The following is a 26,426-nucleotide window of genomic DNA, read 5'->3' as shown; positions in this document are numbered from 1 at the left end:
ACGTTTCTAATTGATCCCTCATCGGCCAGCCTTCATACCGCAGTCAGCCGCCAGCCTCGAACTCGCCAAACCATTTCATGCGTAGGCGCAATCCCCTCCAAAAACGCCTCATCATGCGACACCACGACCATCGCCCCGGGATACGTTCGCAGCGCCTTCTCCAATGCCTCCGCCGACTCAATGTCCAGATGATTCGTCGGCTCATCAAGCAGTAGCAGTTGCGCAGGTGTCTTTCGCCACAACGCGCACGCCAACGCAGCCTTGAGGCGCTCGCCTCCGCTCAAGGTCCCCGCGGGCGCATTGACCTGCTCAGACCCCAGGCCCAGCAACGCCAACCGACTGCGAAGTTCACCTTCCGATAACGTGGCGCCCAGCGCATGAAGCGTCTCCAGCAGGGACTTATCTCCCGGAATGACGGACGCCCGCTGATCTAGCATCGCTGTCGGCACGCGTACGTCGCAGAGGCCTTCGTGCGGAATCAACTCCCCCGCCAGCATCGATAGCAACGCGCTTTTGCCGCAGCCATTCGGCCCGCGAATTGCCAAGCGGAAAGGGCCCGACAGTGTCATCGTCAGCGCGCAAGCGTCCGCTGGATACGGCGGTCTCGCATGCTCCAGATGCAGAACGCGACGCCCCTGCGGCACCGCTGTTTCGGGCAAAGCCAGTGCGACGTTGGCCGATTGATCAATCTGTGCGGCTGCCTGCCTAACCGCGTCATCCAGCGCGGCAACCGCATCCTGCCGCCGCACGTTCTCTCTGCCCGCATGGGCTTGGGCATTCGCCTTCTTCATTCCCAGCAGGATCGGCGCCTGGTTCGCATCCTGGGCCTTGCGGTTGTCGCGGGCGTTGCGTTGTTGTTGGGCGTCGTGTTGCTGGCGCAGCGCGCGCAGGGTGGCGGCCCGTTCGTTGCGGGCGTGTGCGAGGGACGCTTCGTTGGCGGCGGTCAAGCGATCGCGGTGGTCGCGGTAGGCGGAATAGTTGCCGGAATGGAAATTGAGGTTGCCGCGATCCAGTTCGACGATGGAGGACATGGCATCGAGCAGCGTCCTGTCATGGCTGACGACAATCAAGCCGCCGCGCCAGGCGGCGATGTGGTCCATGAGCCAGCGGCGGGCGCCTGCGTCCAGGTGGTTGCTGGGTTCGTCCAGCAGCAAGGCGTCGGGGGTTTGCATCAGGGCGCCGGCTAGCGCGACGCGGGTCAGTTCGCCCCCACTGGCGGCCGATGCGGGATGTTCGGGCTGCCACGCAGGTAAGCCTGCGTCGGCAAGCATGCGGGTCCATTCATCGCGAATGCGCCAGTGGCCCTCGGCAAGGTCGTAATCCGCTTGGCGGGTGCTGCCGGATTCGATGTTGGACAAGGCGTCAAGAATCGGCGCGATGCCGGCGACTTGGGCCAAGGTGGCGAGGGCGGATCGTGGTTGTTCCTGCGGGACGTAGGCGATGCGGCCGTGACGCACGATGCGGCCGCTTTGTGTGGCGATAACGCCGTGCGCCAATTGCAGCAGCACGGACTTGCCCGCGCCGTTGCGGCCGATGAGGCCGTGGCGGATGGGGGCGAAGTCGTGGCTGACGTCGCGGAGCAGGACGCGGCCGTCTGGCAGCGCATGGCTGACGTGACGCAGGCTGAGGAAAGGCGCCGACGCGGGCGGCTGAGGATGCGCCGATGCGGGCGCGTGAGAAGACTGGGCCATGGAAAGCTCTCCGGAATCGACAAGGCGCGTTGCGCGAAGCGCAAGCGGTGATCTGGGGGAGGGCTTAGAGGGTCATGGCCGGACGAGTCTCCGCGATGAGGGAATAAGTGAGATTCGAGCAGTGTGCCGCGGGAAAGTTCCGGGCTGCACGGTGCGAAGCATTTTAACGGACTGGCGGCACCGTAGACGCATTGCCGTTTTTACACCGGCAACTGGCAAGCGAAACGCCGGGCCGTTTTGAAAGGGCGGCTGGCATTTAAACCTGTGCACGGTTGAGCATATGCAGCCGGTATTGAAACACATGACCGTTAAGGCTCAGGCAGCCAGCTGAAGAACCTTGCGGCCCTCAGTGACGCCGCCCCATCCTCCTCAATCCTCCAGCAGGCGCAAATCAGGCGGTCGGTTTTCGATAATGGCTTCCATGCTGAAGAACCCCGTCACCGTGGAGAGCTCAAAATCCGTGATCAGCTTCTGATAGAAGCGGTCGTACCCTGCCATGCCGCGGCAGACGACTTTGATCAGGTAGTCCCAATCGCCGCCGATGCGATAGAACTCGGTGACTTCGGGTAGTCGTTCGACGTGCTGGCGGAATCCGTCAGCCCAGGCCTTGGCGTGGTGGCTGGTGCGGATCATGACAAAGACGGTCAGATCCAGGCCCAGGGCGACAAGGCTGACCTCTGCGCGCGTGCCGCGGATGATGCCGCATGCGTTCAAGCGTTGAAGCCTGCGCCAGCATGCGTTCTGGGACAGGCCGACCCGATCGGCTAGTTCGCGCTGCGACAAGGAACCGTCTTTTTGCAGGCAGTTGATGATGCTTAGATCAAGCTTGTCTATTTTTTCCATGGATTCGATCATATGACCCGTTTGTGCGAAAAAACAGCAAAAAAACGGTGATGTTTCATCTGGGCATCCATCGTATGATATTTCCGAACTTTTCGGATCTATCGCCCCATGAATACGACCCTCGCCGGTGCGCCCGCAGGCGCCCCGGCTTCGCCTTTGCAGCAGTTCCAGGACAGCTTGAAGACTTCCGATATTGCGGCCGCGCTCGCCGATGGGCTTATCGGAAAGGACGCCAGCATTGATGGACCTTTTGGTTCCAAGCCGCTCGTCTACGCCGATTACGTGGCGTCGGGCCGTGCGCTGATGCAGGTCGAGCGCTTTGTGCTGGAGCAGGTGCTTCCTTATTACGCCAATTCGCACACCGAAGCCTCGTTCTGCGGCGGCTTCATTACGCGTCTGCGGCGCGAGGCGCGTGCGGCGATTGGCCGCGGTTGCGGGGCGGGCGACGAACACGCGGTGATTTTCTCGGGCTCGGGCGCTACGGCCGGCATCAACCGGCTGGTGAATCTGTTTGGCGTGAAGGCGGCGGTGGCGGCTGGCCGGAAGGTCCGGGTCATTATCGGACCCTACGAACATCATTCGAACATCCTGCCATGGCGCGAATGCGGCGCTGACATCGTCGAACTGGAAGAAAGCGCCGAAGGCGGGCCGGATCTGGCTCAACTGGCTCAAGCGCTGGACGCGCCGGCGGGCGCGCTGGTCGTGTGCGCGCTGTCGGCGGCGTCGAATGTGACGGGTATCGTCGCGGACGTCGAAGGCATCACGCGGCGGGTGAAGGCAGCCGGCGCGAAGATGCTGTGGGACTATGCAGGCGGCGCGCCGTACCTGCCGATTCGGATGTCGCCGGCGCCTGATGCGCAGATCGACGCCATCGTGTTTTCGCCGCACAAGTTCATTGGTGGCCCGGGTGCTTCGGGCGTCCTGATCGTGCGCCGCGATGCGGTGCTGGATACGACGCCGACGTGGCCGGGTGGCGGCACGGTGAAGTTCGTGTCCCCGGTGGGCCATGATTACAGCGGCAGCCTGGAGTCGCGTGAGGAAGCGGGTACGCCGAACGTGGTGGGGGACATCCGCGCCGCATTGGTGGTGCTGGTCAAGGAAGCATTGGGCGCGGATTTCATGCAGCAGCGCCACGCGCATTTCGTGCAGCGGGCGCTGGCGGCGTGGAAGGGCGCCGAGCGCCTGGAACTGCTGGGGTCGCTGACAGCGAATCGCCTGCCGATTTTTTCTTTCCGGGTGCGCGACGGCAAGGGCGGGTTCGTGCATCAGCAGTTGGTGACGCGGATGCTGAGCGACCGTTTTGGCATTCAGGCTCGTGGCGGATGTGCGTGCGCGGGTCCGTACGTGCATCGTCTGCTGGAAATCGATGACGCGCAGTCTTTGCAGATGCGTCAGGCCATTCTGGATGGCCGGGAAATCGAAAAACCCGGCTTTGTGCGCTTGAACTTCAGTGCGTTGCTGTCGGACGCGAAGGCGGATTTCATTCTGGAATCGGTGTTGGCGCTGGCGGCCGATGCCACGGAATACGCGCACCTTTATGGCTTTGATCCCAGCCGCGCCATTTTCTTTCCGCATGACGCGCAAAAGAAGGCGGCTTGACGTGCGCTAGCGAACGACTGCGGTTGCGGCGCTGGAACGGCCGCAATCGCAGGCGCGCGTTCAATTCTTCATGTGCAGGCCGCAGGTCCGGATCCACGACGCCTTCATGTCCGTGAGATCGTCGGACGCGCCCGTCAGCGTGCGCGTGACCCGATCCGAAAACTGCACGCCGTCGCGGCGGCATGCTTCAAAGTCGTCGCTGAGCGCAAAGCGCGCGTCCAGCAGGTCCAGCCGGCCTTGGCAAAGCTCCCGATTCAATTCCAGATTATTGGCGGCCTCGCGCGTGCGTTGGACGTCTTGCGCCTGTTTGATGCGGGCCAGTTCGGCGTCGACACGCGCGATGCAGCCGTCGTCGGCAAAGGCGGGTGCGCTGGCGCACGCGGTGATGAGTAGAACGGTGGCGAGGAACGGGTGATGCGGTACGGCCATGCTGGAAAACCTTGATGTAGCGCGATGATTGGCTTGCATCATAACTGTTGCTTGATCGGCATTCCTGGTCCGCTGCCCCAGCCACTTGCGGCACATGCGTCGTGGACTGTGCAAAAAGCCAGTTTACCGATGTCTCAAACTGTCCTACCGTCGTTTCCAGATCATTGGCTCACGAAGCCCGGGTGTGCGCTGATCGCTTCCATGTAAGCAGCCAGCGGTCAACCCTTCTGTTTTATCAACGCTTTGATTATGCAATGGGGCAACGCCAACGCGGTCAACGGATCTGTGATCGTGACATTTCCCATCGCGTTTCCCACTGCGAACTTTACCGGTGTTACGGACACGGATGCTGCCGCGATGTGCACTGCTTACCGATCGGTGAGCAAGTCACAGTGCGAAATTTACTTGCATAACCCTTCCGGCGTCGGACAGAACGGCACGGTTCGCTGGATTGCTTTGGGGTATTGAACATGATTTATTTCTCTGCGAGTCCCGTTGGGTTCTACCGAGAAGACATCCACGGCGCCGACATCCCGGCAAATGCGGTTGGGATCAGCGAAGAAAGGTACATCGAACTTCTGTCCGGACAAGAGTCCGGGAAGTTGATAACCGCGGACGAGAATGGGCAACCCGTCTTGATTGATCCACCTTCGGCTTCGACCGCACCGCGAATCATTTCTCGCTTCCAAGCATTGGCAGCGTTAATGCAAGCGGGTTTGCTGCACGACGTGGAAGCGTGGGCCGCTGACCCGAACACCCATCCTCTGCATCGGCTCGCATTTGAAACAGCTGCCGAGTTTTCCCGCACCAGCCCGGCGTTGAATGCGGGTGCCGAGGCGTTGGGTTGGACGAGCGAGCAGCTCGACGACTTGTTCCGGGCTGGTGCGGAGATTCTTGCCTGACTCCAGGCGGCTACACGAGGGGCTACGCGCGCGGCGTGCGCTTTAGGGCAACGATTCCCTGGGGCTGTTCGCCGCGCGCGAGGAACCGCGCTTGCAGTCGGTGGCGGAAGCGTTCAAGCGGCATTTCCAAGTAACGATAGGCAGCCGCACCAACGAAGATTGAGATGACCACGGCAGCGATCATGGCGAGCGGGCTGCCCTGGAATCTCGTCTGCAGGTGCATGAACACCAGCCAGTGGAACAGGTAGACGGAATAGCTCCAGGCGCCCATCTTGCGCATGAACGCCGAATCGACCAAGCGGCCGAAGACGCCCTTAAGGTCGATCGTCGCGACAATGAACAATCCCCAGGCGGCGCTGATATATACGAATTTGTCAGCCAGCGCCGTGTCGTAGGGAACGCCGAAAAGTGCGTGGCGTGCGCCGGGGCTTCCCATCACCAACCCTGCAGTGACCAGAGCGCAGACGACATTCGAGGTTCGGTCGGAAATGCGGCCCCGCACGTCGTTGATGATGGTGGCAAGGTAGCAGCCGATCGTGAAGCTCGACAGATACCACTGTGTCCCGATGGCGTTGATTTCTGTGCGCCAGTAGGGCCACAGCGCTTGCTGGATCGCTATCAGAGCGACGGCGGCACCCGTCACGGTTCGGATGCTGTGCTTGCGCGCCGCTATGAGCAGGGCTGCGACAAGGGGGAGCCATGCGTAGAAAGTGAACTCGACGGGGATGGTCCAGAGATGCGCGTAGCCCTTCTGAAACGTCAGAGCGAGCCACACGTCTCGCGCGGAATCTATGCCGGCCGTGCCCAACACGAAGTACACGCCAACAGCGATGGCGAACAGCGGCAGAATTCGCAGCACCCGGCCGAGAGCATACGAGGCCAGTATGGAAGCTGAAAAACCGGACGTCTGAAACTTGTGAGTCAGGAGGAACGCGCTGAGGACGAAGAACAGCCAAACGCCAATTTTTCCCGTACCAGCGAGGTAAAGGCCCGCGGTGGTCATGAAGAACATAGCGAACGCATGCGTGAGCAAAACGACGACGCAAGCCAACCCGCGTATTCCGTCAGCTCCTGGGAAGCGCTCGGTTTTAATCATTTCTCTTTCTGGGACGATGTGTCGCCGCACGCTTTGGTGCGTTTAATAATTGATCGGGAAGCCTCACTGCCGCCTGAGCGGTCGAGCGCGGCGCTTCAGGGCCGCGCCAGTGCATAACCTCGAATTTTACCCGCCCAGGCGGGTTTTTTTATGTCTATAGGGGACGGGATGTTGTCGCTTCAAAGGAAATTCCATGGCTGAGGAACATCTGTCGGACGCCTTCATAAAGTCGCTGCACGCGCGAGTCGTGCAGATGGAGCAGGACATGGCGAGCAGCGCGGAGGCCACGGCGCGGAACACGTCGTCAATCGAGACGATCCGGCAGAACACGCAGGACATCGTTGACACGTTCCAGGCGCTGTCCGGTGGGTTCAAGGTGCTGCAGGGTCTGGGCAAGGTGGCAAAGCCGCTGAGCATCGTGAAGCTCTTGTGCCACTGACCGGCGGCGTCCCGGTAGCGATCCTAAAGCCCGGCGATGCCCAGCGGCGCGCCGTCTGCCCGGGTGAACCGGGTGGCCGCTGCTTTGCCGGAACGCCAGTCTGGTTGGAAGATCGCATCGGCCGGGATGACGCAGTGCTGAGCCCGACGCCAGGCATTGCGGAAGGTGAAAGCGTTGGCGACGCGGTCGTCGCGAGCGTTGAAGGTTGACAGCTTTTCCGCGCCGGCCAGCGCGTCCGTTCGGGTGGATCCTGAGATCATGCCCCAGCGGCCCGTCACGGCTTCGATGCTGGGCACGGCCTCGTCGCCGGCGTCATGCTAGGGCGGGCGGCGGACGAAGATGCCCTGGTAGCGCGGCCACATGTCGTACCTGCCCAGGATGCCCGGCCGGGTTACTCCGAACTTTTTCAGCAGCAGCTCGGCGTCTTTCAGGGTCTGGTAGTGGCTGCACATGGAGTCGCTCCGCGTTCACTCTTGGACGGATGTTCAACAAAGCGGACCTGTGCTCCTAAGCTACGCATCGTCTCCGCTAGGATTTTGTCCCCGGTGAGAGGGATCAAGCCATTCTTGATCGCGTGCTCTCCAATTAAGGCATCTTCGACGTTATCCGCCTTTCGATTGGCCGAGTTCAATGCCTCCAGTATTCGTTCGTATGTCACACTGTCTGACCACTTCCACTGCCCAAACCCCAGTCCCTTCGCGCCAAAAACGAAGCTCTCGGCGGGATGAGTGTCGTCAACTCAAACCTCGACGAGATTGAGGAGTGCGGCGTCTTTGGCCGCTTGCAGTTCTGCCGCTTGCACGGCCGAAATGAAGAATTGTGCGGGTAGGTAAGCGGAAAGCTCAAACCCGAAATCCCGAATCCAATTGAATACCTGGGTATCAACCGCGTACTTCGGCGTCATGATTATGCGCTTCCAATAGCCTGGCGTGGGATACGGCAACTGTTCAAAAAGCCAGTTTACCGCTGTCTAAAACTGTCCTACCGTCCATTACAGATCAATGGCTTACGAACCCTAAGTTGCGGCTTCATTTTAGACAGCCAGCGGTCAACCCTTCTGTTTTATCAACGCTTTACGACGGAGATGAAAGAGAATGACCAACACGCTTATCAGTGTCGATCTGGAACAATCCCCCTACGACAACAAGCAGATCCATAACCGCTGGCATCCGGATATTCCGATGGCGGTGTGGGTCAAGCCCGGGGACGATTTCATTCTGGAAACCTACGACTGGACGGGCGGCGCGATCAAGAATGATGACAGCGCCGACGATGTGCGGGATGTGGATCTATCCACCGTGCACTTTCTGTCCGGGCCCGTGGGCGTGGAGGGCGCGGAGCCGGGGGACCTGCTGGTGGTCGACCTGCTGGATATTGGCGCCAAGCCCGACAGCCTGTGGGGGTTCAATGGGTTTTTCAGCCGCAACAATGGCGGCGGGTTTCTGACGGATCATTTTCCGCATGCGCAGAAATCCATTTGGGATTTTCACGGCATGTTCACGTCGTCGCGGCATATTCCGGGCGTGAGCTTCGCGGGTCTGATTCATCCGGGACTGATCGGGTGCCTGCCGGACCGCAAACTGCTGGACGAATGGAACCGGCGTGAGCAGGCGCTGATCGATACCAACCCCAATCGCGTGCCGCCATTGGCCAACCCGCCTGCGCCCAAGACCGCGCACATGGGCGCGTTGCAGGGTGCGGACCGCGATCGCGCGGCGGGCGAGGGGGCGCGCACGGTTCCGCCGCGCGAGCATGGCGGCAATTGCGATATCAAGGACCTGTCGCGCGGGGCGCGGGTGTTTTTTCCTGTGTATGTGAAGGGCGGCGGGTTGTCGGTGGGCGATCTGCATTTTTCGCAGGGCGACGGCGAGATCACGTTCTGCGGCGCGATCGAAATGGCCGGCTGGGTGCACATGCGCGTGTCGCTGATCAAGGGCGGCATGGACAAGTATGCGATCCGCAATCCGATCTTCAAGCCCAGTCCGATCACGCCGGCCTACAAGGACTTCCTGATTTTTGAAGGCATTTCGGTCGATGAGGCCGGCAAGCAGCATTACCTGGACGTGAACGTGGCTTACCGGCAGGCGTGCCTGAACGCCATCGAATACCTGAAGAAGTTCGGCTATTCGGGGGCGCAGGCCTATTCGCTGCTGGGTTGCGCGCCGGTGCAGGGGCACATCAGCGGCGTGGTCGACATTCCCAATTCGTGCGCGACGCTCTGGTTGCCGACGGAGATTTTCGATTTCGACATCCAGCCGTCGGCCAGCGGACCGGTCAAGCACATCACGGGCGACGTCGACATGCCGCTGTCGCGCGATTTGTAGGAGACGACGATGCCGATGTATGACTATGCCTGCGCGGATTGCGGCGAGTTTGCGGTGTTGCGGCCCTTGGCGCAGTGGCGGGATCCGGCCGCATGCCCGCAGTGCGGGGTGCTGTCAGGCCGCATCGTGGCGGGTGCACCGGCGGTGTCTGCGCTGTCCTCGGCGATGAACCGGGCGCACGCGGCCAATGAACGCAGCGCCAATGAGCCGCGCAGCACGCGGGCGGGGCACGGCATGAACTGCGGGTGCTGCAGCGGCGGGCGCTCGCGGGGCCGGACGCGCACGTCGGGCGATGGCGCAAAATCATTCGCGGGCGCAAGGCCCTGGATGATCAGCCATTAGTCCATCGCTGCCGGCCGGGCCGCTGTTTGAAGACGCCCGGCCGTGCGGCGTTCCCGCGCCTACGACTACGTTTACGACTGCGCGGCCGGTTCCAGCGGCGCCACGGCGGCGCCCTGGATCTTGTGGCGCGCCAGCGCCTCGGCGACGAAGCCCGATTTCTTCATGGCTTCGACGAAGGCCGAGAGGTAGGCGCTGGCCTTGTCGCCGCGGCGCTTGGGTACGCCCATGGCCTGGCGGATCAGCATGAAATGGCCGTCCAGAAGGCGCAAGCCGCCCAGGCGTTGCGCGTCGGCTTCCAGTTGCTGTTTGACGCCCGCGGCGACTTCCATGTTTTCCTTCAAGAAGGTGTCGACGACGGCGGGCGAGGTGGGGGCGCGAAAGATCTCGGCCTGCTTGAGTTCGCGCGTCAGGTACAGGTCATAGGCGCTGCCCTTGCCGACGACGACGCGCTGGCCCGGGCGGTCGACTTCGCCCATGGCGGCAATCGGCGAGTCCTGGCGGACGAGGTACGCGCCTTCGATGACGACATACGGCGCCGTGAAGGCGATCTGCTCGCCACGCAGCGGGTCGATCGCGAAAAAGCCGACGTCGGCCTGTTCGGCGGCCACCGCACTGACGGATTCGCCCGCCGATTTGAAGACGACGAGTTCCAGTGTCACGCCCAGCCGGCGCGCAAGTTCGGTCGCCAGGTCCACCGATACGCCGCCGGGTTGGCCAGTGGCGGGGTCGGCGTTGGCGAGAATGGGATTGCCCAGGTTGATGGACGCGCGCAGCACGCCCGTGGGGGCGAAGGCAGACAGCAGTTCGTGATCGGTCTTCATGGCTTCCTTGCGGGAGGGGACGCGCCGCCGGGCGCGATCGATGCCAGAGGATAGCCCCAAAGCCCGCAGCGGCGCGATGCCTTATTGCGCGCGGCGCAGCACGTAATGACCCGCGAGCGGGCCGGTGGGACGGGTGCCGTCGCGGTACAGCATCGTTACCTGGTTCTCGCCGACGAAGTAACGCTGGCTGTCGCCCGCGGCGTCCAGACGGATCGTGCTGCCGTCGGACTCCCAACTGAAGGTGCCCGACACGACTTCGGGTTGGGGCTGGCGGTCCAGGTACTGGGTCAGCTTTTCGTAGCGGCCGTCCTTCATCAGCGTCAGGCGCGTGCGGATACCGGGGCAATCGGCGCAGGGCAGGACGCCCTCATAGCTGCCCGGCCAATCCAGGGAATTGCGGGCGGTGTGGTTGTCCACCGGCACGGAGCGGGCGGTGATCGGCTTGGACGGGGCGCAGCCCGCAAGCAGCGCAAGACTCAGGGTGCAGGTCAGGGTGGTTTTCATCATGGCGAGCTCCTGTGTGACGGCCTGACGGACGGCCAGACGCGTTTTCACGATACGGACAGTAACTGTCCGATGCTGAAACGGGATGTAAGACCGCAACGCCGCCAGTTTGGCCAACCGGGACAAGCAGGCCTGCGCTAAGCTCGGCGTTCCTTGCGCGGGAGGCGGCATCGGGCTGTCGGCGCAGCGATAGGGCGACAGGCATGAAAGGCGAACACCATTACAAAGTTTCCGTCGAATGGACCGGCAACACCGGCGCCGGCACGGCCGGCTACGCAGCCTATTCTCGAGACCACCTGATCCAGGCCGCCGGCAAGCCCGACGTGGCGGGATCGTCGGACCCGGCCTTTCGCGGCGACCCCGCGCGCTGGAATCCCGAGGACATGCTGGTGGCCTCGTTGTCGGCCTGCCACAAGCTCTGGTATCTGCATTTTTGCGCGGTCGAAGGCGTGACCGTGCAGGCCTACCGGGACGAGGCCGAAGGCGTCATGGTGGAAGACCCGAAGCGCGGCGGCGCGTTTGCCTCGGTCACGCTCAAACCCCAGGTCACGATCGCGGCGGGCGGCGACGCCGCCTTGGCGCAAGCGCTGCACGAGCGCGCGCACCATTTCTGCTTCATTGCCAATTCCGTGAATTTTCCGGTACGGTGCGAGCCACGCATCGTGATCCAGTCTGCTTCCTGACGACAATCCATGAATACCGCTCTTATCGTGATCGACGTGCAGCGCGCGTTGTTCGAAACCTCGCCGCCGCCGTTCGAGGCCGCGCAGGTGCTGTCGCGCATCAACGCGCTGGCCGGACGCGCCCGCGCGGCCGGCGTGCCGGTCATCTATGTTCAACATGAAAGCCCTGGCTCGGACCTTGCGCATGGCGCGCCGGGATGGGATCTGGACACGCGCCTGGCGACTTCCGCGCAAGATATCCGCATCCGCAAGACGACGCCGGATTCGTTTCTGCGCACGGATCTGGCGCAGGTGCTGGCGGACCGGGGCGTGACGCAACTGGTCGTGTGCGGCTACGCCACGGAGTTCTGCGTGGACACCACCGTGCGGCGCGCGGCGGGGCTGGGATTGCCCGTGACGCTGGCGGCCGATGCGCACACCACGCACGACAAGCCGCACGCGGATGGCGCGCAGATCCGGGCGCACCACAACGCGACGCTGCCGGACATTTCGAGCTTTGGCGTGAAGATCGCCGCGGTGCCGTCCGCCGAACTCTTTGCCGGCGGCGGGCCGCGATGAACGTGATGGATCCGGCGCTGCTGTCGCTGCTGGTCACGCGCGACATGCCCTTCGGCAAATACAAGGGGCGGCTGATTGCCGATCTGCCGGGGCCTTATCTGGCGTGGTTCGCGCGCAAGGGTTTTCCGCCTGGAGAGCTGGGGCGCCTGTTGGCGCTGATGCACGAACTGGACCATAACGGGCTGTCGTCGCTGCTGGACCCGTTGCGCCAATCGCGGCGCCCATCTTGAGGGCAATCCGGCAAGCGGGGCTGACCGGAAATGCCAGGAAACAACTGGCGGCTTCCGTGTAGCGTCTTGGCACGACGCGGGCGCCACGCCGCGTAATACGATAGGGTCGCAGCCGGCCATCGGACCGGGCGCTGACTTATCGAAGAGGTTTCCATGAACAAACACCACGTCTCTGCCTTCCTGCTTGCTGCCCTGTGCGCGGCGGGCGCCGCCCAAGCCCAGAACGCCGTGCCCGGCACGACGCAGGAAATGCAGTTTCCGTCCAGCCAGGGCAGCCTGTCGCCGCCATCGACGCTGCGCATGACGGTCACGCCCGAGACGCCGCCGGTGGTGATCCGCGATACGCCGCAAAGCCAGGCCGAATTCCAGCGCTGCCGCACGGTGTCCGACCGTGCCGCCACGTCGCGCACGCAGATGCAGGCCGGCCTGGAGCAGTGCCTGCGCGAACTGGAGCAGCGCCGCCAGCAGCAATAGAAGCGGGTGGGAATCCAGGGCCGGAGCCAGAGCGGGTACACTTGTGCGCCGTTTTGCTCTAAGCGCCTGAATTCCCATGATTTCCACCGCCTGCGGCGTCGACTTCGGCACCTCCAATTCCACCGTCGGCTGGAGCCGTCCCGACCAACATGCGCTCCTGACGCTGGAAGACGGCAAGACCACCTTGCCGTCGGCCATCTTCTTTCATGACGAGGACGCCGAGGTCAGCTATGGCCGGGCGGCCATCTCCGACTACCTGGCCGGCTACGACGGGCGCCTGATGCGCTCGATGAAGAGCCTGCTGGGCAGCTCGCTCATCGATGGCTCGACCGAAGTGCAGGGCCGCTCCATTCCGTTCCGTGTGCTGTTGACGCGCTTTATCGCCGAATTGAAGGCGCGCGCCGAGACGGCCGCCGGGCGCGGCTTTACCCGCGCCGTGCTGGGCCGTCCCGTGTTCTTCGTGGACGACCATCCCGCCGCCGACCAGACGGCGCAGGACACGCTGGAAGAGATCGCGCGCAGCGTGGGCTTTACCGACATCGAATTTCAGTTCGAGCCGCTGGCGGCGGCGTTCGACTACGAGTCGCAGATCAGCCGTGAAGAGCTGGTGCTGGTGATCGACATTGGCGGCGGTACGTCGGACTTTTCGCTGATCCGGCTGGGGCCGGACCGTGCAGCCAAGCCCGACCGCCGCGACGATATCCTGGCCTATGGCGGCGTGCACATCGGCGGTGTCGATTTCGACAAGCAATTGAGCCTGGCGCATGTGATGCCGCTGCTGGGCCTGGGCAGCCAGCTGCGCAGCGGCAAGGACGTGCCGTCGACGCAGTACGGCAATCTGGCCTGCTGGCACACCATCAACCAGGCCTACACGCGCAAGGCGGCCGAGCACTTTGCCTACATCCGCGCCGAGGCCGGCGACCGCCAGAAGATCGACCTGCTGCTGAACCTGGTCAAGGAGCGTGCGGGCCACTGGGTGGCGGTGCAGGTCGAGGAAGCCAAGATCGCGCTGTCGGATGCGCCCGCCACGCGTATCGACCTGTCGCGTGTCTCGCCGGACCTGGGCGTCGAGGTGACGCGCCCGTCGTTCGACGCGTGCGTGGGGCGATTGATCGACAAGGTCGAGACCACCGTGGGCCAGCTGCTGCGCGATGCGGGCGTGTCCACGGCGGACGTGGACACCGTGTTCTTCACCGGGGGCTCCAGCCGCGTGCCGCGCCTGCGTGAAAGCGTGTCCCGGCTGGTGCCCGAGGCGCGCAGCGTGGAAGGCGATTTGTTTGGCAGCATCGGGGCGGGCCTCGCGCTGGACGCGGCGCGCAAGTTCGGCTGACCGGCGGGCGGCGGCCGGCGGGGCGATGGTAAGCTGCCAGGCGTGCCTCGCACGGCCATCCTCCCCTTCCTGTCCATGATCCAGACGTCCTCATGACCCGACCCGCCGATACCCATCTCGTCGAAACGCTGCTCGCGAGCGAGGCGCCGTACGACGGCAGCTTCCTGAAGATCCGCCGCGACACCGTCAGTCTGCCCAACGGCCACACCGGCATCCGCGAATACGTGGTGCACCCGGGCGCGGTGGTGGTGATTCCGCTGCTGGACGACGGCCGGGTGCTGCTGGAGCGCCAGTTCCGTTATCCCATCGGGCGCGTGATGACGGAGTTTCCGGCGGGCAAGCTGGATCCGGGCGAGGATCCGCTGGTGTGCGCCAAGCGCGAACTGCTCGAGGAAACCGGTTATACGGCCGCCCAATGGGCCCACGCGGGCGCCTTGCATCTGGCCATCGCCTATTCCACCGAGATCATTCACATTTTCTTTGCGCGCGGCCTGCAGGCGGGGGAACGCCAGCTCGACCAGGATGAATTCCTGGACGTGATCAGCACGCGCCCCGAAGATCTGATCGCGGCCTGCAGCCAGGGCGAGGTCACGGACGCCAAGACCTTGACCTGCGTGCTGTGGATGCAGAACGTGCTGTCCGGTGCCTGGAAGCTGGACTGGCAGGGCAACGCCGCCTGAACGGCGGCTGCCGTCCCACCGCCCATGTCCTCGTACCCCGTTCTTGTCCAGCCGGCAGGCCTGCGCTTTGAGGCGCCCGCCGGCACGTCCGTGCTGCTGGCCGCGCAGGCGGCGGGCATCAAGCTGCCCAGTTCGTGCCGCAATGGCACGTGCCGTGCCTGCATATGCCTGCTGGTCGAGGGATCCGTCGTGTATGGCATCGAATGGCCCGGTCTGTCGCGGGACGAAAAGGAAGAGGGCTGGATCCTGCCGTGCGTGGCGCAGGCGACGTCCACGCTGGAGATCCAGGCGCCTGGCGCGGCGCCAATCGAGGCGCAGCCGCCCGCGGTCCGTCCGCTTACCGGCGCCAGGCGCTGAGCGCGGCCACCGGCAGCAGCGCAGCGGCCATGCCGGCGGTCATGCCCAACACCATTCCCCAAAAAGGTGCGGTTCCCAGCGCCTGCGCCGTTTGAACGCCCAGGCGCGCGCCCAGCACCATTCCGATCGCCATCAGGATCAGGCATAGCAGGCGGCTTGCCAGCGGCGTTTTTGCCCCCGGACGCCGGGACCAGGGAAGCCAGGACCAAGGCAGCAGCGCTGCCAGCGCCATCGCGGCGGAACTGGCGGGCATCAGCGCCGCGTGCCGCCAGGCCAGTTGCGCCAGGGTGCCCGGCGCACCGCATTCGCTGGCCAGCAACGCGGCGGGCGTGCGCCATGTGTCCACGACCAGTCCGGCGCCCATGGCCGCCAGGCAGGCCAGCCAGAGACCCGCCATGCCGGCCGTGGCCGGCGGCTTAGCGCTGGCCGTGGCAGGCGTGGCGGGGGGCGTCGCCGTATTGGTCATGGTGGCGCACCCAGTCGCGTACGTCGAAATATGGGCCGTTTTCGTTGCGGCCCAGCGGCGCGATGTCCAGATAGTTGTACGCGCCCGCCAGCCGCTCCACGCCGCGTTCGAAGGCCGAGTAGGTGTGGAAGATCTCGCCGTCGGGATCACGAAAAAAGGCGCTGGCTCCAGGACGTTCCTCGACCGCGCCATCCGCCTGCGGCACGGACGCGCCGAAATCGAAGTTGAAGTCGCTTTCCGCCGAGGAATACCAGTCAAACGCCCAGCCCATGCGGGCCTTGAACGCGGCCAGCCGGGCATACGGCGCGCGCGAGACGGCCACCACCGACACGTCATGGTGCGGCAGATGCATGAGCGCGCTGTCCAGGTGGTCGGCCAGCAGTGAGCAACCCACGCAGCCTTCCTCCCAGTCCGGACCGAACATGAAGTGATAGACGATGAGCTGGCGCCTGCCGTGAAAGAGGGTTTGCAGGCGCTGCGGCCCCTGCGCGCCTTCGAAGAGGTAGGGCTTGTCCACCTGCACCCACGGCAATGCCATGCGGTCGCGGGCCACGGCGTCGGTGGCGCGGGTCAGTTCCTTTTCGCGCCGCAAGAGCGCCTCGCGCGCATTGTGCCATTGTTGGCGGGATACGACGGGATGATCGGTTTGCATCTTGCGTCTCCTCTTCGTGCCGGGCGCGTTGGCCCGGGCTCGGTTTCAGCGTCAGGCCGCGCCGGTCAGGTGATTGGCCAGCCGGTCCAGGGCGCCCGACCAGCCGTCTTCGTGGCCGTCGCGCGTCGCTTCGTCGACGAAGGGCGTCTGCAGGAAGGCAAGGTCGGTGCCGGCGCCCGCCGCCGTGAATTCCAGGGTGATCAACGAGACTTCCTGAGGGGTGTCGCGCCACGCCCAGGTGAACACCAGGCGGCGATGCGGCGCGACCTCCTGATAGCGGCCGCTGGCGTGGTGCTCCGCGCCGTCGGCGGTGACGAAGCCCACTTGATAGGCGCCGCCCGCCCGCACGTCGGTTTCGGCCAGCAGCTCGCGCTGCGTGCCTGCCGGGCCGAACCAGCGCATCAGCGCTTGCGGGTCCGTCCAGGCTCGCCAGACACGTTCGACGGGGGCGTCAAAGCGTCGCTGGAGCCGCAACTCGATGGGGGAGAGTCGGTTTTCCATGGATGGATTTCCTCTTCGTGATACAGGTATCGCGCCAGCGAATCCAGTTGGCCCGTCCAGAACTTCTCGTAGCGCGCCAGCCAGTTGGCGGCGGCGCCCAGGGGCTTGGCCGACAGCGTGCAGCTCACGACCCGGCCATCCTTGGCGCGCGCGATGAGCCCGGCGTCTTCCAGCACCCGCAGGTGTTTCATGAAAGCGGGCAGGGACATGGCATGCGGCTGGGCCAGCGTGCTGACCGAGGCCGTTCCGTTTTCCAGGTCGGCCAGCACCCGGCGCCGCGTGCCATCGGCCAGCGCGGAAAAGATGGCATCGAGCGCGTCATCATTTAACTTAACCATAAGGTTAAGTTTTAGGCCGGCCACGAACGCCTGTCAAGCCGGGAGACTGCGGATTTTCCCCTAGGGGAGCGGTTATTTGGCGCGAGGCTTGATGATGTCGCAGGCCGCAGCGGTGCGGCTTGCCTGGGCGTCGCTGCCCAGCAGCGCCCGAACGCCACAGATCGACCCGAACATGCGCTTGCCATCGTGGCCGACGCCGCCGACTTCGAAGGCGGTGTGGCGCAGGGTGACGGGCTTGCCGCCGCGCGCGGCCAGTACGTGTTCGTACTGGACGTAGCCCGTGCCGCGCGCCAGCCGGGTGGCGCCCTGGGCTTCGGCGCCGCAGGCCTTGTCCAGCAGGCGGTGTTCGGGGTTGTTGTCGGCGCCGCCCAGCAGGTAGACCACATCGCGCGCGGCGTAGCGCACGAAGAGCGTGGCGTCGTCGGTTTCGCGGGCGTAGGCGGGCAGCTTGTCGGTGCCGTACTTGTACTGGTTGTAGGTCGGGCAGATGCCGCGCTCGTACGGCGCATAGCCCTTGCCGTCGGCGCGGGGCCGTTCGTTGGTCAGGTACAGGTAGGACGACGGATTGGCAATCACGTAGCGCAGCGTGAGGCCGTCGCGGCGCAGCGCGCCATCCAGATTGTTCAGCACCGCGTACCGGTGCACCAGTTGCGCGCCGGCGGAATGGCCGGCCAGCACCAGCCCGGTCAGCGACGGCAGCCGTTTGCGGTCGTTCAGGCTGCGCAGCAAATCATCCAGGACCTGGAACGAGGCGACGGGGGCGGGGCGGCCTGCGGCCTGAATACTTTCCTGGCCGTCTTCCCAGCTGGCCTTGCGCCAGGCGGCCATGCCGGCAAACCCGGAGTCGATGGAGCCGGAAAACCGGGGGGCGAGCACCAGCGTGTCGCCGGCGCGCGCCGGGTCGGCGGCGACCAGCGCCGCGGCGGTTTCGAAGTATTGGTCGGCGTCGCGCTTGACGCCGTGGATGACGATGAGCACCTGCTTGATGCCGCGCAAATCGTCCTTGGTCAGGTCGCGGTTGGCGTAGACCGGCATCTTGTACCGGTGGCCGGGCCGGCCCAGTTCAACGGTCTGCCAGCGCAGCGGCGCCGCGCGTTTGGGCGCGGGCGTGGCTTCGTCGTAGTCGTAAGGGTCCGGCAGCGGCGTCTGGGCGTGCGCGCTGGCAAATGCCAGCACGGCGGCCACCGCTAGCGCGGCAGGCAGGAGGGCAGGCGCCCGACGCATGGCGCGGCGACTGCTCAGCAGCTCTCGTGTCCCAGCAGTTGCTTGAGCGCCGGCAGGTCCAGGATGCGGACTTCGCGCTGGTTGATCTTGATGAGACCGTCGCGCGCAAAACGCGAGAACAGCCGGCTCACCGTTTCCAGCGTCAGGCCCAGGTAGTTGCCGATTTCTTCGCGGCTCATGCGCAGCACGAACTCGGTCGAGGAATAGCCCAGCGAGGCATAACGCTGCGACAGGTTCAGGAGGAAAGCGGCCAGGCGCTGTTCCGAACGCATGGAGCCCAGCGACGCGAGCATCTGGTGCGAACGCGTGATTTCGCGGCTCATGAGGCGGCGGAACTGCTGCTGCAGCGAGGGCAGGTGCGAGGCGACGCGATCGACTTCGTTCAGGCGGATGACGCAGACCTCGGAGTCTTCGAGCGCCACGGCGGCCGACACGTGCTTGCCGTCCAGCATGCCGTCCATGCCGACGATCTCGCCGGGCAGGTGAAAGCCCGTGATCTGGATCTGGCCGGTGGCGTCTTCAAGTTGCGTCTTGAGGCTGCCGAAGCGCACGCCGTACACGGCGTCCAGCGGATGATCCAGCGAGTAGAGCGTCTTGCCTTTTTCGACGCGGACGCGTTCTTTCACCAGCTCGTCCAGCTTTTCGACTTCAGCGGCTGCCATGCCCACGGGGACGCAGACATGGCCCAGCATGCACGTGGAACAGTGGGCGGCATCAGGGGCAATGGGGACCCGTTTTTGCATACGATGACCTTTAGAGTGCCCATTGCGCGGCGGGCGCCGGAACGGGTGTGAAGCACGAGACAGGCGTCTATTGTAGTCCGTTGTTACTACGGACGTCTTACGAGGGGGCCTTCCGGTCGTCCGGCGTTGTCCGGGAAACCCGGTGGACGATCCAGTCGTCCCCGGCGATATCGACCGCCGTGGCCCGCCACGCGGGATCGATCGGGTAGTACTCGCAGTGCAGCAATAGCGGTTCGCCGGGGCCTTCCAGGCGGGCGCAGACCGTCCTGCGCACGAAGCAGCAAGGCTTGCCGGGCTCGTATTCTTCGATCTCGTCCATCAGGGCGAGCAGCGCCGGGCCCACCCGGAAGACGTCGCCGCGGACCCGCCGGCCGTCGTCCACGGGGATGAGTCCGGGCCAGTCGCCAAAATCGACCAGCATGCCGGGCACGCTGGCGGCGCCGACATGGCTGGCCGGGGGCAGGCCGCGCCGTGCGGCGGCCCGGGCGAGGTCGTTGATTTCGCCTGCCCGTAGGGTTCCGTACACAAAAACGTATATGCTCATCGCTAAGTTTGCTGCTGCACGTCGAAAACGACCATGAGGGGCGCCGGGTGTTGAAATTGTCTCATCCGGCCACATATTCAGGTTATCGAGCCAGCCGGCACGTATCGGTCAGGCTCCCCACAAGCCAATACGACCATTATGCGATTCGACAAACTTACGACCAAGTTCCAACAAGCGCTGGCCGACGCGCAAAGTCTGGCCGCCCGCAACGATCATCCCTATATCGAGCCCGTACACGTGCTGTCCGCCCTGTTGTCGGATTCCGACAGCGGCGCCGGCAGCCTGCTGGCGCGGGCGGGCGTTGCGGTAAACCGTCTGGGCCCCGCCCTGGAGACGGCGCTCAAGTCCCTGCCGCAAGTGCAGGGCGATGACAACGTCCAGGTGGGCCGCGACCTGCAAGGCGTGCTGACGCGCACCGACAAGGAAGCGGCCCGCCGCGGCGACACCTATATCGCCAGCGAACTGTTCCTGCTTGCGCTGGCCGACGACAAGGGTGAGGCCGGCCGCATCCTGCGCGAGGCGGGCCTGCAGAAAAAGGCCCTTGAAGCCGCGATCGACGCCGTGCGCGGCGGCGAAAACGTCTCCGGTGCGGAAGGCGAGGCCAACCGCGAAGCCCTGTCCAAGTACACGCTTGACCTGACCGAGCGCGCCCGCCAGGGCAAGCTCGACCCGGTCATCGGCCGCGACGACGAAATCCGCCGCACCATCCAGATCCTGCAGCGCCGCACCAAGAACAACCCCGTGCTGATCGGCGAACCCGGCGTCGGCAAGACCGCCATCGTCGAAGGTCTGGCGCAGCGCATCGTCAACGACGAGGTGCCCGAGACACTGCGCGGCAAGCGCGTGCTGTCGCTGGACCTGGCGGCGCTGCTGGCGGGCGCCAAGTTCCGTGGCGAGTTCGAAGAACGCCTGAAGGCCGTGCTGAAAGAGCTGGGCCAGGACGACGGCCGCAACATCGTCTTCATCGACGAGCTGCACACCATGGTGGGCGCGGGCAAGGCCGAAGGCGCGATGGACGCGGGCAACATGCTCAAGCCGGCGCTGGCGCGCGGCGAACTGCACTGCATTGGCGCGACCACGCTGGACGAATACCGCAAGTACATCGAAAAGGATGCGGCGCTGGAGCGGCGCTTCCAGAAGGTGCTGGTCGACGAGCCCGACGTGGAGTCCACCATCGCCATCCTGCGCGGTCTGCAGGAACGCTATGAAATCCACCACGGCGTCGAGATCACCGACCCCGCGATCGTGGCGGCCGCCGAGCTGTCGCATCGCTACATCACCGACCGCTTCCTGCCCGACAAGGCCATCGACCTCATCGACGAGGCCGGCGCGCGCATCCGCATGGAGATCGACTCCAAGCCGGAAGTGATGGACAAGCTGGACCGCCGCATCATCCAGCTCAAGATCGAGCGCGAGGCCGTCAAGAAGGAAACGGACGACGCCTCCAAGCGCCGCCTGGGCGTCATCGAGGACGAGCTGCAAAAGCTGCAGCGCGAATACAACGACTTCGAGGAGATCTGGAAGGCCGAGAAGGCCGCCGTGCAGGGCACGCAGGCCATCAAGGAAGAGATCGACAACGTCCGCGCCGAGATGGCCGAATTGCAGCGTAAGGGCCAGTTCGACAAGCTGGCCGAGCTGCAGTATGGCAAGCTGCCGGACCTTGAGGCGCGCCTGAAGGCCGCCGAAGTGGGCGCCGCCGAGGCCGCTGAAAACGCTGAAGGCGACGAAACCCGTCCGCGCCTTTTGCGCACCCGCGTCGGCGCCGAGGAAATCGCCGAAGTCGTCTCGCGCGCCACCGGCATTCCGGTGTCCAAGATGATGCAGGGCGAACGCGAAAAGCTGCTGCACATGGAAGAATTCCTGCACAAGCGCGTGGTGGGCCAGGACGAGGCCGTGCGGCTGGTGTCCGATGCCATCCGCCGCTCCCGTGCCGGGCTGGCCGATCCGGCGCGTCCGTATGGGTCGTTCCTCTTCCTGGGGCCGACCGGCGTCGGCAAGACCGAACTGACCCGTGCGCTGGCCGAGTTCCTGTTCGACTCCGAAGAGCACATGATCCGCATCGACATGAGCGAGTTCATGGAGAAGCATTCGGTGGCGCGGCTGATCGGCGCGCCGCCGGGATACGTGGGTTACGAAGAGGGCGGCTACCTGACCGAAGCCGTGCGGCGCAAGCCCTATAGCGTGGTGCTGCTGGACGAAGTCGAAAAGGCGCATCCGGATGTGTTCAACGTGCTGCTGCAAGTGCTGGACGACGGCCGCCTGACCGACGGGCAGGGTCGCACGGTGGACTTCCGCAACACCGTCATCGTGATGACGTCCAACCTGGGTTCGCAGCATATCCAGACGCTGGCCGGCCAGCCGTACGACGTGGTCAAGGAAGTGGTGTGGGACGAGCTGAAGCAGACGCTGCGGCCGGAATTCCTGAACCGCATCGACGAAGTGGTGGTGTTCCATGGCCTGGAAGCGCAGCACATCGAGTCCATTGCCCGCATCCAGCTTCGCCGCCTTGGCGAACGCCTGGAAAAGCAGGAAATGCGGCTGGAAGTGACCGAACCGGCGCTGGCGGAACTGGCCCGCTCCGGCTTCGATCCGGTGTTTGGCGCGCGCCCCTTGAAGCGCGCGATCCAGCAGCAGATCGAGAACCCGGTGGCTCGCCTGATCCTGGAGGGCAGGTTCGGCCCGCGCGACGTGGTGCCGGTCGACTGGCAGGACGGCAAGTTCGTCTTCACCCGCACCTTGCAGTAAGCCTGCTGCATCAAACAGAATGCCCGGCGCGAGCCGGGCATTTTTTTGCCTGCGCCGCGCCGCTGAATATGGCGGCGCAGGCGGGTCGATCAGATCAGTTTGCGACGGTCACGAACACCGGGTTCGAATAGAACCACAGGTCGTTGTAGTTGCGCGCGTTGATCGCGTTAAAGCGCGCCGCGTTGTCGGCCAGGTCGATCTTGGCGTCCGGCAGCGGTTCGCCCGCTGCGGTTTCGCCGGCCACGTCCACGCCAAGATTGGTGCCGCGCAGGCGCAGGTACTGGCTCTTGTCGGCGGTGATCGTGGTGGTGATGACGTTGTAGCCTTCGTCGTCCACCTTCCAGTCCGCCTTGGTGAAGCGGGCCAGCACGCGCGTCGTGGGATTGGTGTCGGCGTCGTATTCCGGCGTGCCTGCCTGGGCGCGTCCGGTCACGTCGCCCACGATGAGGTCCACGTGATGCACGGTGGGCTTCACGTAGGTCGGATTGCCGCTTTCGATCGGGTACTCGTAGTTGTTGCTGTCGGGGCTGCGAAAGCGGATGGTGACTTCCACCTTTTCGCCCTTGGCCACCTTCAGCTCGCCGCCCATGTGCGCGGCGCCGGCCAAGCCCTTGGCCTGGAACTCCAGCGCGTCGATCAGGTCGCCGAAGACGCCGAACATGCGGCCGCTCTTCAGGCCGGCCACCACCGCCGCCATGTCGTCACCGTCTTTCCAGACGTGCGTCTTGCTGTATTCGCCGGGCGCGTAGCCGCTGCTGTACAGGCCCGAGGCCGTGCGGAAGTGATAGTCCGAATCCGCCACGTTCCAGATGCGTCGGCCTTCGCCCAGCAGCGCGTCCCACGTGCCGCCCAGGTGCGCGACCAGGTAGTCCGTGCCGCCATAAGTGCGGTTGGGCAGGAAGGGCGTGGTGTACGCGGTGGCGTAGCCGCCGCGGTCCGGTTCCATCTGGTTGCCGACCATGCCTTCGATGGCGAAGAAGACGGTGGGCGCCAGGTCGTTCATCTCGCGCAGTTGGGCGATGGTGTACTTGCCCGCGTAACGCGAGGGGTGGTTCAGCAGCATGTAGCTGTCGGGGTGCTTGTCGCGCAGCCACTTCAGCGCGGCCAGCGCGTCGGCGTGCGTGGTGTAGGCGCGCGTCTGGCCGGACAGGCGCGAGACCAGCAGCGGGTCGAACTTGTTCGGATCGCGGTTGGTGAACAGGTATTCGAACTCGGCAACCGCCTCCAGCGACTTGGCGGACTGCGGATCGTTGTAGCCGATGCCGATGTTGACGTGGTCGTGCGTGGGCATGTCCCATTCGAACGACGAAAAGATGATCTTGCCGGCGTAGCGGCCCGCGGCCTGCGCCTGCTTGATGAAGGGCACCTCGTATTGCGCCATGCCTTGCGAAAACGGGATCGAGCCGCCCGCCAGGTTCACGCCCGTATGGTCGCGCGCGGACAGACGCAGGTGATTCGAGATCGCGGCCCAATCCAGCTTGTAGCGGTCGAACGCCTGGTCCAGCGCGCTTTCCAGGCTGACCTGGGCGTCGTCCGACTGGAACGTATGCACGTGCAGGTCGCCCGTGGACCACGCGCCGGTCTCGACCGGCTTGGGCTGCTCGGCGGGCGGCGTGGGATCGGTCACGACCGGAGGCGCCGGTTCGGGGGTGACTTCGTCATCGTCATCGCTGCCGCCGCAAGCGCTCAACAGGGTCACGCAAGCCAGCGACAAAGGCATGAGGGCTCGCCGCAGGCGGGATACTTCGAACTGCATCTACAACACTCCAACGTCATGGCGGCGTGCAACACGCACTGCCGCGAAGCGCGCCACTATGCGGGCGGGGAATGACGTGGGAATGACAGCGGCGAGCGCGGACGCGGATCTGGCCCGCTGTCCGGGCCGGTCTATTTCTTGCCGGCTTTGGCTTCGGCCAGGGCCTGGGTGATGATGGCGTTGGCGGTCCAGCGCACGACCTCGGTGACGCCGGGCAGGTCGAGTTTCCAGATGTCCTTGAGCACCAGGAACACCTCGGTGCCGTACACCAGCGACAGCGCCTGCGCGACGCGCTCCTGTTGTGCCGGCGTCAGGTCGGCGGCAAGCGGGGCGATGGCGCGCTTCAGGATGTCGACCCGATGGCCGCGCACCAGCCGGGGTTCGGCGTCGGCCTTGCCGGCGCTGGCTTGCGCGTGCTGTTGCAGCGACACCAGGATGGCGGCGCGCAAGGGCGCTTCGTGCGCTTCCAGCCGCGGATAGGCGAATTGCAGCAGCTCGTCGACACGGGCCGCGGCGTCGGGCGCGTCGGAATTCCAGGCGAGGATGGGGCCCAGGCTCTCGTCGACCACGGCCGCGATCAGCGCGCTCTGGCTGGGGAAATAGCGGTAGGCGGTGGCGCGCGAGACGCGGGCGTGCTCGGCCAGTTCGGCGACGGACGGCGTGACGCCTTGCGCCATCAATTGCTGGGCGGCCTCGAGCAGCGTCTTGCGCATCCGGGCGCGCGGCCCGTGGGGCGGTTCGCCGCTGGCGGCCGCTTGCGGGCTGGCCGGGGCGATCAGCTTGGCGCCGCCTGCGGACGCGTGCCCCTTGCGAACAGGGGAGTCGGATTGACGTGAGACAGGTGTCTCAGTATGATTCTTTTGTCTCATTTCTGGATTCTACAGGCCTTTGGCCTCACATATCGAGGCGCGCACGGAGTGTAGCCGCCCGCGGAGGAGTCATGACGCATACCAAGCAGCGGGTGTTTGTGGCCGCGACCTACGACACCAAGGGCCACGAGGCCGAGTACGTGGTGGACTTACTCCGGCGCGAAGGCCTGGACGTGGTGTCGGTGGACGTGTCGACCTCGGGCGCGCCCAGCGCCGCCGCGGTCTCGGCGCAGGAGGTCGCGCGCAGCCATCCGGAGGGCGCGGGTGCGGTCTTCACCGGCGATCGGGGCTCGGCCATCGCGGCCATGGCGTTGGCGTTCGAGCGTTATGCCGCCGGCAACGCCGAGATCGGCGCGCTGCTGGGCCTGGGCGGATCGGGCGGCACCGCGCTCATCACGCCCGCGATGCGCGCGCTGCCCATCGGCACGCCCAAAGTGATGGTGTCCACGATGGCCTCGGGCAATGTCGCACCCTATGTGGGACCGTCCGACATCGCGATGATGTATTCCGTGACCGACGTGGCGGGCCTGAACCGAATTTCGCGCCGCGTGCTGGCCAATGCGGCAGGGGCGATAGGCGGCGCGTTCCGCCAGGCGGCGAATGCGGCCGCCGACGACGGCCGGCCCGCCGTGGGCATCACCATGTTCGGCGTCACCACCGCCTGCGTGCAACAGGTCACGCCACTGCTGGAATCGCAGTTCGACTGCCTGGTGTTTCATGCCACGGGCACGGGCGGCCAGTCGATGGAAAAGCTGCTGGACAGCCGACTGCTGGCAGGCGTGCTGGACCTGACCACCACCGAGGTCTGCGATCTGCTGTTCGGCGGCGTGCTGGCGTGCACGCAAGACCGCTTCGGCGCGGTGGCGCGCACGGGCGCGCCGTATGTCGGCTCGTGCGGTGCGCTGGACATGGTCAATTTCGGCGCGATGGACACGGTGCCCGAGCGCTACCGCGGCCGGCTGTTCTACCCGCATAACCCGCAGGTCACGCTGATGCGCACGACCGCCGAGGAAAACGCCCGGCAGGGCGAATGGATTGCCCACCGGCTGAACCGCTGCGACGGGCCGGTGCGTTTCCTGATCCCCGAGGGCGGCGTGTCCGCGCTGGACGCGCCGGGCCAGGCGTTCTGGGACCCCGAAGCCGATGCCGCGCTGTTTGCCGCGCTTGAAGCCAACCTGCGGCAGACGGCAGACCGCCGGCTGATCCGCGTGCCTTGCCACATCAACGATCCGCTGTTCGCGAAAACGGCGGTCGACCACTTTCTTGAAATTGCCGCACATTAAGGA

The 26,426-nt window shown here is 65.0% G+C and carries 31 protein-coding genes and 1 pseudogene; 15 read left to right on the top strand and 17 right to left on the bottom strand.

Features of this window, described 5'->3' with window-relative positions; translation table 11 throughout:
• Window positions 1-32: 32 nt before the first annotated feature.
• A complete protein-coding gene (locus LN047_RS17315) occupies window positions 33-1,691 on the bottom strand; it encodes an ABC-F family ATP-binding cassette domain-containing protein (protein WP_373979692.1) in 1,659 nt (552 codons plus the stop codon).
• 369 nt (window positions 1,692-2,060) lie between these two features.
• Window positions 2,061-2,534 carry an Lrp/AsnC family transcriptional regulator gene (locus tag LN047_RS17310; RefSeq protein ID WP_056324093.1) on the bottom strand — a complete coding sequence of 158 codons (474 nt, stop codon included), beginning with the start codon at window positions 2,532-2,534 and terminating at the stop codon, window positions 2,061-2,063.
• 108 nt (window positions 2,535-2,642) lie between these two features.
• Here LN047_RS17310 and LN047_RS17305 point away from each other — a divergent pair, with 108 nt between their 5' ends.
• Entirely contained in the window at window positions 2,643-4,133 is a 1,491-nt protein-coding gene (locus LN047_RS17305) for an aminotransferase class V-fold PLP-dependent enzyme (RefSeq protein ID WP_373979691.1), read from the top strand.
• A gap of 60 nt (window positions 4,134-4,193) precedes the next feature.
• Here the strand turns inward: LN047_RS17305 and LN047_RS17300 are convergent, their stop codons facing one another.
• Window positions 4,194-4,562, bottom strand: coding sequence for a hypothetical protein (locus LN047_RS17300; protein WP_226846261.1), 369 nt, complete (start codon window positions 4,560-4,562; stop codon window positions 4,194-4,196).
• Between the two features lie 249 nt (window positions 4,563-4,811).
• On the opposite strand from LN047_RS17300, the gene LN047_RS17295 reads away from it, so the two are divergent.
• Window positions 4,812-5,030, top strand: coding sequence for a hypothetical protein (locus LN047_RS17295; RefSeq protein ID WP_371825556.1), 219 nt, complete (start codon window positions 4,812-4,814; stop codon window positions 5,028-5,030).
• A gap of 2 nt (window positions 5,031-5,032) precedes the next feature.
• Window positions 5,033-5,464, top strand: a complete 432-nt coding sequence (locus LN047_RS17290) for a hypothetical protein (protein WP_179689449.1) — start codon at window positions 5,033-5,035, stop codon at window positions 5,462-5,464.
• Between the two features lie 22 nt (window positions 5,465-5,486).
• Here LN047_RS17290 and LN047_RS17285 read toward each other — a convergent pair whose 3' ends face one another.
• Window positions 5,487-6,560: an acyltransferase family protein gene (locus LN047_RS17285; protein WP_373979690.1), complete on the bottom strand. Its 1,074-nt coding sequence runs from the start codon at window positions 6,558-6,560 to the stop codon at window positions 5,487-5,489.
• Window positions 6,561-6,753: 193 nt separating this feature from the next.
• Between LN047_RS17285 and LN047_RS17280 the strand changes: the two genes are divergently transcribed.
• Window positions 6,754-6,999, top strand: a complete 246-nt coding sequence (locus LN047_RS17280; RefSeq protein ID WP_373979689.1) for a hypothetical protein — start codon at window positions 6,754-6,756, stop codon at window positions 6,997-6,999.
• 26 nt (window positions 7,000-7,025) lie between these two features.
• Here LN047_RS17280 and LN047_RS17275 read toward each other — a convergent pair.
• A pseudogene (locus LN047_RS17275) lies at window positions 7,026-7,451 on the bottom strand (SOS response-associated peptidase family protein); the annotation flags it as partial.
• Between the two features lie 287 nt (window positions 7,452-7,738).
• Window positions 7,739-7,903 (bottom strand): hypothetical protein, encoded by a 165-nt coding sequence (locus tag LN047_RS17270; protein ID WP_226846258.1) that lies wholly within the window; start codon window positions 7,901-7,903, stop codon window positions 7,739-7,741.
• A 190-nt stretch (window positions 7,904-8,093) separates the two neighbouring features.
• Here LN047_RS17270 and fmdA point away from each other — a divergent pair, with 190 nt between their 5' ends.
• Both fmdA and LN047_RS17260 read left to right on the top strand, forming a co-directional pair.
• Window positions 8,094-9,323, top strand: a complete 1,230-nt coding sequence (fmdA, locus tag LN047_RS17265; protein ID WP_373979688.1) for a formamidase — start codon at window positions 8,094-8,096, stop codon at window positions 9,321-9,323.
• 9 nt (window positions 9,324-9,332) lie between these two features.
• The gene (locus tag LN047_RS17260; protein WP_280003234.1) at window positions 9,333-9,665 is read left to right on the top strand and encodes a zinc ribbon domain-containing protein; all 333 of its coding nucleotides are present in this window, start codon (window positions 9,333-9,335) and stop codon (window positions 9,663-9,665) included.
• A 71-nt stretch (window positions 9,666-9,736) separates the two neighbouring features.
• On the opposite strand, the gene LN047_RS17255 is transcribed toward LN047_RS17260, so the two are convergent.
• Together LN047_RS17255 and LN047_RS17250 are read right to left on the bottom strand one after the other, a co-directional pair.
• Entirely contained in the window at window positions 9,737-10,486 is a 750-nt protein-coding gene (locus tag LN047_RS17255; protein ID WP_373979687.1) for an ABC transporter substrate-binding protein, read from the bottom strand.
• A gap of 81 nt (window positions 10,487-10,567) precedes the next feature.
• A complete protein-coding gene (locus LN047_RS17250) occupies window positions 10,568-10,993 on the bottom strand; it encodes a copper resistance protein NlpE (protein ID WP_056324109.1) in 426 nt (141 codons plus the stop codon).
• A 200-nt stretch (window positions 10,994-11,193) separates the two neighbouring features.
• On the opposite strand from LN047_RS17250, the gene LN047_RS17245 reads away from it, so the two are divergent.
• The 7 genes from LN047_RS17245 (at window position 11,194) to LN047_RS17215 (ending at window position 15,302) form a co-directional block, all read left to right on the top strand.
• The gene (locus LN047_RS17245; protein WP_279991365.1) at window positions 11,194-11,673 is read left to right on the top strand and encodes an OsmC family protein; all 480 of its coding nucleotides are present in this window, start codon (window positions 11,194-11,196) and stop codon (window positions 11,671-11,673) included.
• A gap of 9 nt (window positions 11,674-11,682) precedes the next feature.
• Window positions 11,683-12,231: a cysteine hydrolase family protein gene (locus tag LN047_RS17240; protein ID WP_373979686.1), complete on the top strand. Its 549-nt coding sequence runs from the start codon at window positions 11,683-11,685 to the stop codon at window positions 12,229-12,231.
• 5 nt (window positions 12,232-12,236) lie between these two features.
• Complete coding sequence (locus LN047_RS17235) at window positions 12,237-12,461, top strand: DUF3820 family protein (RefSeq protein ID WP_056324642.1); 225 nt, start codon at window positions 12,237-12,239, stop codon at window positions 12,459-12,461.
• A 153-nt stretch (window positions 12,462-12,614) separates the two neighbouring features.
• Window positions 12,615-12,935, top strand: coding sequence for a hypothetical protein (locus LN047_RS17230; protein ID WP_056324115.1), 321 nt, complete (start codon window positions 12,615-12,617; stop codon window positions 12,933-12,935).
• A gap of 76 nt (window positions 12,936-13,011) precedes the next feature.
• Entirely contained in the window at window positions 13,012-14,265 is a 1,254-nt protein-coding gene (locus LN047_RS17225) for an Hsp70 family protein (RefSeq protein WP_062840629.1), read from the top strand.
• Window positions 14,266-14,357: 92 nt separating this feature from the next.
• On the top strand, window positions 14,358-14,945 hold the full coding sequence (locus tag LN047_RS17220; RefSeq protein WP_373979685.1) for an NUDIX domain-containing protein: 588 nt from the start codon (window positions 14,358-14,360) through the stop codon (window positions 14,943-14,945).
• Between the two features lie 24 nt (window positions 14,946-14,969).
• Entirely contained in the window at window positions 14,970-15,302 is a 333-nt protein-coding gene (locus tag LN047_RS17215) for a 2Fe-2S iron-sulfur cluster-binding protein (RefSeq protein ID WP_373979684.1), read from the top strand.
• Here the strand turns inward: LN047_RS17215 and LN047_RS17210 are convergent.
• The 7 genes from LN047_RS17210 to LN047_RS17180 all read right to left on the bottom strand — a co-directional run bounded on the left by LN047_RS17210 (window position 15,283) and on the right by LN047_RS17180 (window position 19,770).
• On the bottom strand, window positions 15,283-15,768 hold the full coding sequence (locus tag LN047_RS17210; protein ID WP_262760813.1) for a hypothetical protein: 486 nt from the start codon (window positions 15,766-15,768) through the stop codon (window positions 15,283-15,285). The genes LN047_RS17215 and LN047_RS17210 overlap by 20 nt on opposite strands.
• Complete coding sequence (locus LN047_RS17205; RefSeq protein WP_373979683.1) at window positions 15,719-16,420, bottom strand: DUF899 domain-containing protein; 702 nt, start codon at window positions 16,418-16,420, stop codon at window positions 15,719-15,721. The genes LN047_RS17210 and LN047_RS17205 overlap by 50 nt, the downstream gene beginning before the upstream one ends.
• A gap of 51 nt (window positions 16,421-16,471) precedes the next feature.
• Window positions 16,472-16,921, bottom strand: coding sequence for an SRPBCC domain-containing protein (locus LN047_RS17200; RefSeq protein WP_373979682.1), 450 nt, complete (start codon window positions 16,919-16,921; stop codon window positions 16,472-16,474).
• On the bottom strand, window positions 16,822-17,259 hold the full coding sequence (locus tag LN047_RS17195) for a metalloregulator ArsR/SmtB family transcription factor (RefSeq protein WP_180098402.1): 438 nt from the start codon (window positions 17,257-17,259) through the stop codon (window positions 16,822-16,824). Before LN047_RS17195 ends, LN047_RS17200 begins: the two co-directional genes overlap by 100 nt.
• Window positions 17,260-17,331: 72 nt before the next feature.
• Window positions 17,332-18,483, bottom strand: a complete 1,152-nt coding sequence (locus LN047_RS17190; RefSeq protein ID WP_373979681.1) for a hypothetical protein — start codon at window positions 18,481-18,483, stop codon at window positions 17,332-17,334.
• Between the two features lie 14 nt (window positions 18,484-18,497).
• On the bottom strand, window positions 18,498-19,226 hold the full coding sequence (fnr, locus tag LN047_RS17185; protein WP_056324138.1) for a fumarate/nitrate reduction transcriptional regulator Fnr: 729 nt from the start codon (window positions 19,224-19,226) through the stop codon (window positions 18,498-18,500).
• A 97-nt stretch (window positions 19,227-19,323) separates the two neighbouring features.
• Window positions 19,324-19,770, bottom strand: a complete 447-nt coding sequence (locus tag LN047_RS17180) for a gamma-glutamylcyclotransferase (RefSeq protein WP_180098403.1) — start codon at window positions 19,768-19,770, stop codon at window positions 19,324-19,326.
• A gap of 138 nt (window positions 19,771-19,908) precedes the next feature.
• Here LN047_RS17180 and clpB point away from each other — a divergent pair, with 138 nt between their 5' ends.
• Window positions 19,909-22,515, top strand: a complete 2,607-nt coding sequence (gene clpB / locus LN047_RS17175; RefSeq protein WP_056324143.1) for an ATP-dependent chaperone ClpB — start codon at window positions 19,909-19,911, stop codon at window positions 22,513-22,515.
• Window positions 22,516-22,609: 94 nt separating this feature from the next.
• On the opposite strand, the gene LN047_RS17170 is transcribed toward clpB, so the two are convergent.
• Entirely contained in the window at window positions 22,610-24,271 is a 1,662-nt protein-coding gene (locus LN047_RS17170) for an S-layer protein (RefSeq protein WP_373979680.1), read from the bottom strand.
• A gap of 131 nt (window positions 24,272-24,402) precedes the next feature.
• A complete protein-coding gene (locus LN047_RS17165; protein WP_373982149.1) occupies window positions 24,403-25,050 on the bottom strand; it encodes a TetR/AcrR family transcriptional regulator in 648 nt (215 codons plus the stop codon).
• A gap of 161 nt (window positions 25,051-25,211) precedes the next feature.
• Between LN047_RS17165 and LN047_RS17160 the strand changes: the two genes are divergently transcribed.
• Entirely contained in the window at window positions 25,212-26,423 is a 1,212-nt protein-coding gene (locus tag LN047_RS17160) for a Tm-1-like ATP-binding domain-containing protein (protein WP_373979679.1), read from the top strand.
• The last annotated feature ends 3 nt before the right edge of the window (window positions 26,424-26,426 follow it).

The sequence above is a fragment of the Achromobacter sp. JD417 genome, from assembly GCF_041879325.1.
Taxonomy (GTDB): domain Bacteria; phylum Pseudomonadota; class Gammaproteobacteria; order Burkholderiales; family Burkholderiaceae_B; genus Achromobacter; species Achromobacter mucicolens.
Note: the sequence above shows the minus strand (reverse complement) of the source record. Positions and strands in the feature narration are given on the sequence as shown.

Excerpts from the sequence above, each read along its gene's own strand:
- LN047_RS17230 (WP_056324115.1), top strand. The coding sequence starts at position 12,615 with ATGAACAAACACCACGTCTCTGCCTTCCTGCTTGCTGCCCTGTGCGCG.
- LN047_RS17180 (WP_180098403.1), bottom strand. The coding sequence starts at position 19,770 with ATGAGCATATACGTTTTTGTGTACGGAACCCTACGGGCAGGCGAAATC.
- LN047_RS17200 (WP_373979682.1), bottom strand. The coding sequence starts at position 16,921 with ATGGAAAACCGACTCTCCCCCATCGAGTTGCGGCTCCAGCGACGCTTT.
- LN047_RS17220 (WP_373979685.1), top strand. The coding sequence starts at position 14,358 with ATGACCCGACCCGCCGATACCCATCTCGTCGAAACGCTGCTCGCGAGC.
- LN047_RS17270 (WP_226846258.1), bottom strand. The coding sequence starts at position 7,903 with ATGACGCCGAAGTACGCGGTTGATACCCAGGTATTCAATTGGATTCGG.
- LN047_RS17260 (WP_280003234.1), top strand. The coding sequence starts at position 9,333 with ATGCCGATGTATGACTATGCCTGCGCGGATTGCGGCGAGTTTGCGGTG.
- LN047_RS17210 (WP_262760813.1), bottom strand. The coding sequence starts at position 15,768 with ATGACCAATACGGCGACGCCCCCCGCCACGCCTGCCACGGCCAGCGCT.
- fnr (WP_056324138.1), bottom strand. The coding sequence starts at position 19,226 with ATGCAAAAACGGGTCCCCATTGCCCCTGATGCCGCCCACTGTTCCACG.
- LN047_RS17245 (WP_279991365.1), top strand. The coding sequence starts at position 11,194 with ATGAAAGGCGAACACCATTACAAAGTTTCCGTCGAATGGACCGGCAAC.
- LN047_RS17300 (WP_226846261.1), bottom strand. The coding sequence starts at position 4,562 with ATGGCCGTACCGCATCACCCGTTCCTCGCCACCGTTCTACTCATCACC.
- clpB (WP_056324143.1), top strand. The coding sequence starts at position 19,909 with ATGCGATTCGACAAACTTACGACCAAGTTCCAACAAGCGCTGGCCGAC.
- LN047_RS17280 (WP_373979689.1), top strand. The coding sequence starts at position 6,754 with ATGGCTGAGGAACATCTGTCGGACGCCTTCATAAAGTCGCTGCACGCG.
- LN047_RS17205 (WP_373979683.1), bottom strand. The coding sequence starts at position 16,420 with ATGCAAACCGATCATCCCGTCGTATCCCGCCAACAATGGCACAATGCG.
- LN047_RS17295 (WP_371825556.1), top strand. The coding sequence starts at position 4,812 with ATGCAATGGGGCAACGCCAACGCGGTCAACGGATCTGTGATCGTGACA.
- LN047_RS17235 (WP_056324642.1), top strand. The coding sequence starts at position 12,237 with ATGGATCCGGCGCTGCTGTCGCTGCTGGTCACGCGCGACATGCCCTTC.
- LN047_RS17195 (WP_180098402.1), bottom strand. The coding sequence starts at position 17,259 with ATGGTTAAGTTAAATGATGACGCGCTCGATGCCATCTTTTCCGCGCTG.
- LN047_RS17225 (WP_062840629.1), top strand. The coding sequence starts at position 13,012 with ATGATTTCCACCGCCTGCGGCGTCGACTTCGGCACCTCCAATTCCACC.
- LN047_RS17310 (WP_056324093.1), bottom strand. The coding sequence starts at position 2,534 with ATGGAAAAAATAGACAAGCTTGATCTAAGCATCATCAACTGCCTGCAA.
- LN047_RS17255 (WP_373979687.1), bottom strand. The coding sequence starts at position 10,486 with ATGAAGACCGATCACGAACTGCTGTCTGCCTTCGCCCCCACGGGCGTG.
- LN047_RS17215 (WP_373979684.1), top strand. The coding sequence starts at position 14,970 with ATGTCCTCGTACCCCGTTCTTGTCCAGCCGGCAGGCCTGCGCTTTGAG.
- LN047_RS17250 (WP_056324109.1), bottom strand. The coding sequence starts at position 10,993 with ATGATGAAAACCACCCTGACCTGCACCCTGAGTCTTGCGCTGCTTGCG.
- LN047_RS17170 (WP_373979680.1), bottom strand. The coding sequence starts at position 24,271 with ATGCAGTTCGAAGTATCCCGCCTGCGGCGAGCCCTCATGCCTTTGTCG.
- fmdA (WP_373979688.1), top strand. The coding sequence starts at position 8,094 with ATGACCAACACGCTTATCAGTGTCGATCTGGAACAATCCCCCTACGAC.
- LN047_RS17240 (WP_373979686.1), top strand. The coding sequence starts at position 11,683 with ATGAATACCGCTCTTATCGTGATCGACGTGCAGCGCGCGTTGTTCGAA.
- LN047_RS17285 (WP_373979690.1), bottom strand. The coding sequence starts at position 6,560 with ATGATTAAAACCGAGCGCTTCCCAGGAGCTGACGGAATACGCGGGTTG.
- LN047_RS17190 (WP_373979681.1), bottom strand. The coding sequence starts at position 18,483 with ATGCGTCGGGCGCCTGCCCTCCTGCCTGCCGCGCTAGCGGTGGCCGCC.
- LN047_RS17305 (WP_373979691.1), top strand. The coding sequence starts at position 2,643 with ATGAATACGACCCTCGCCGGTGCGCCCGCAGGCGCCCCGGCTTCGCCT.
- LN047_RS17290 (WP_179689449.1), top strand. The coding sequence starts at position 5,033 with ATGATTTATTTCTCTGCGAGTCCCGTTGGGTTCTACCGAGAAGACATC.
- LN047_RS17160 (WP_373979679.1), top strand. The coding sequence starts at position 25,212 with ATGACGCATACCAAGCAGCGGGTGTTTGTGGCCGCGACCTACGACACC.
- LN047_RS17315 (WP_373979692.1), bottom strand. The coding sequence starts at position 1,691 with ATGGCCCAGTCTTCTCACGCGCCCGCATCGGCGCATCCTCAGCCGCCC.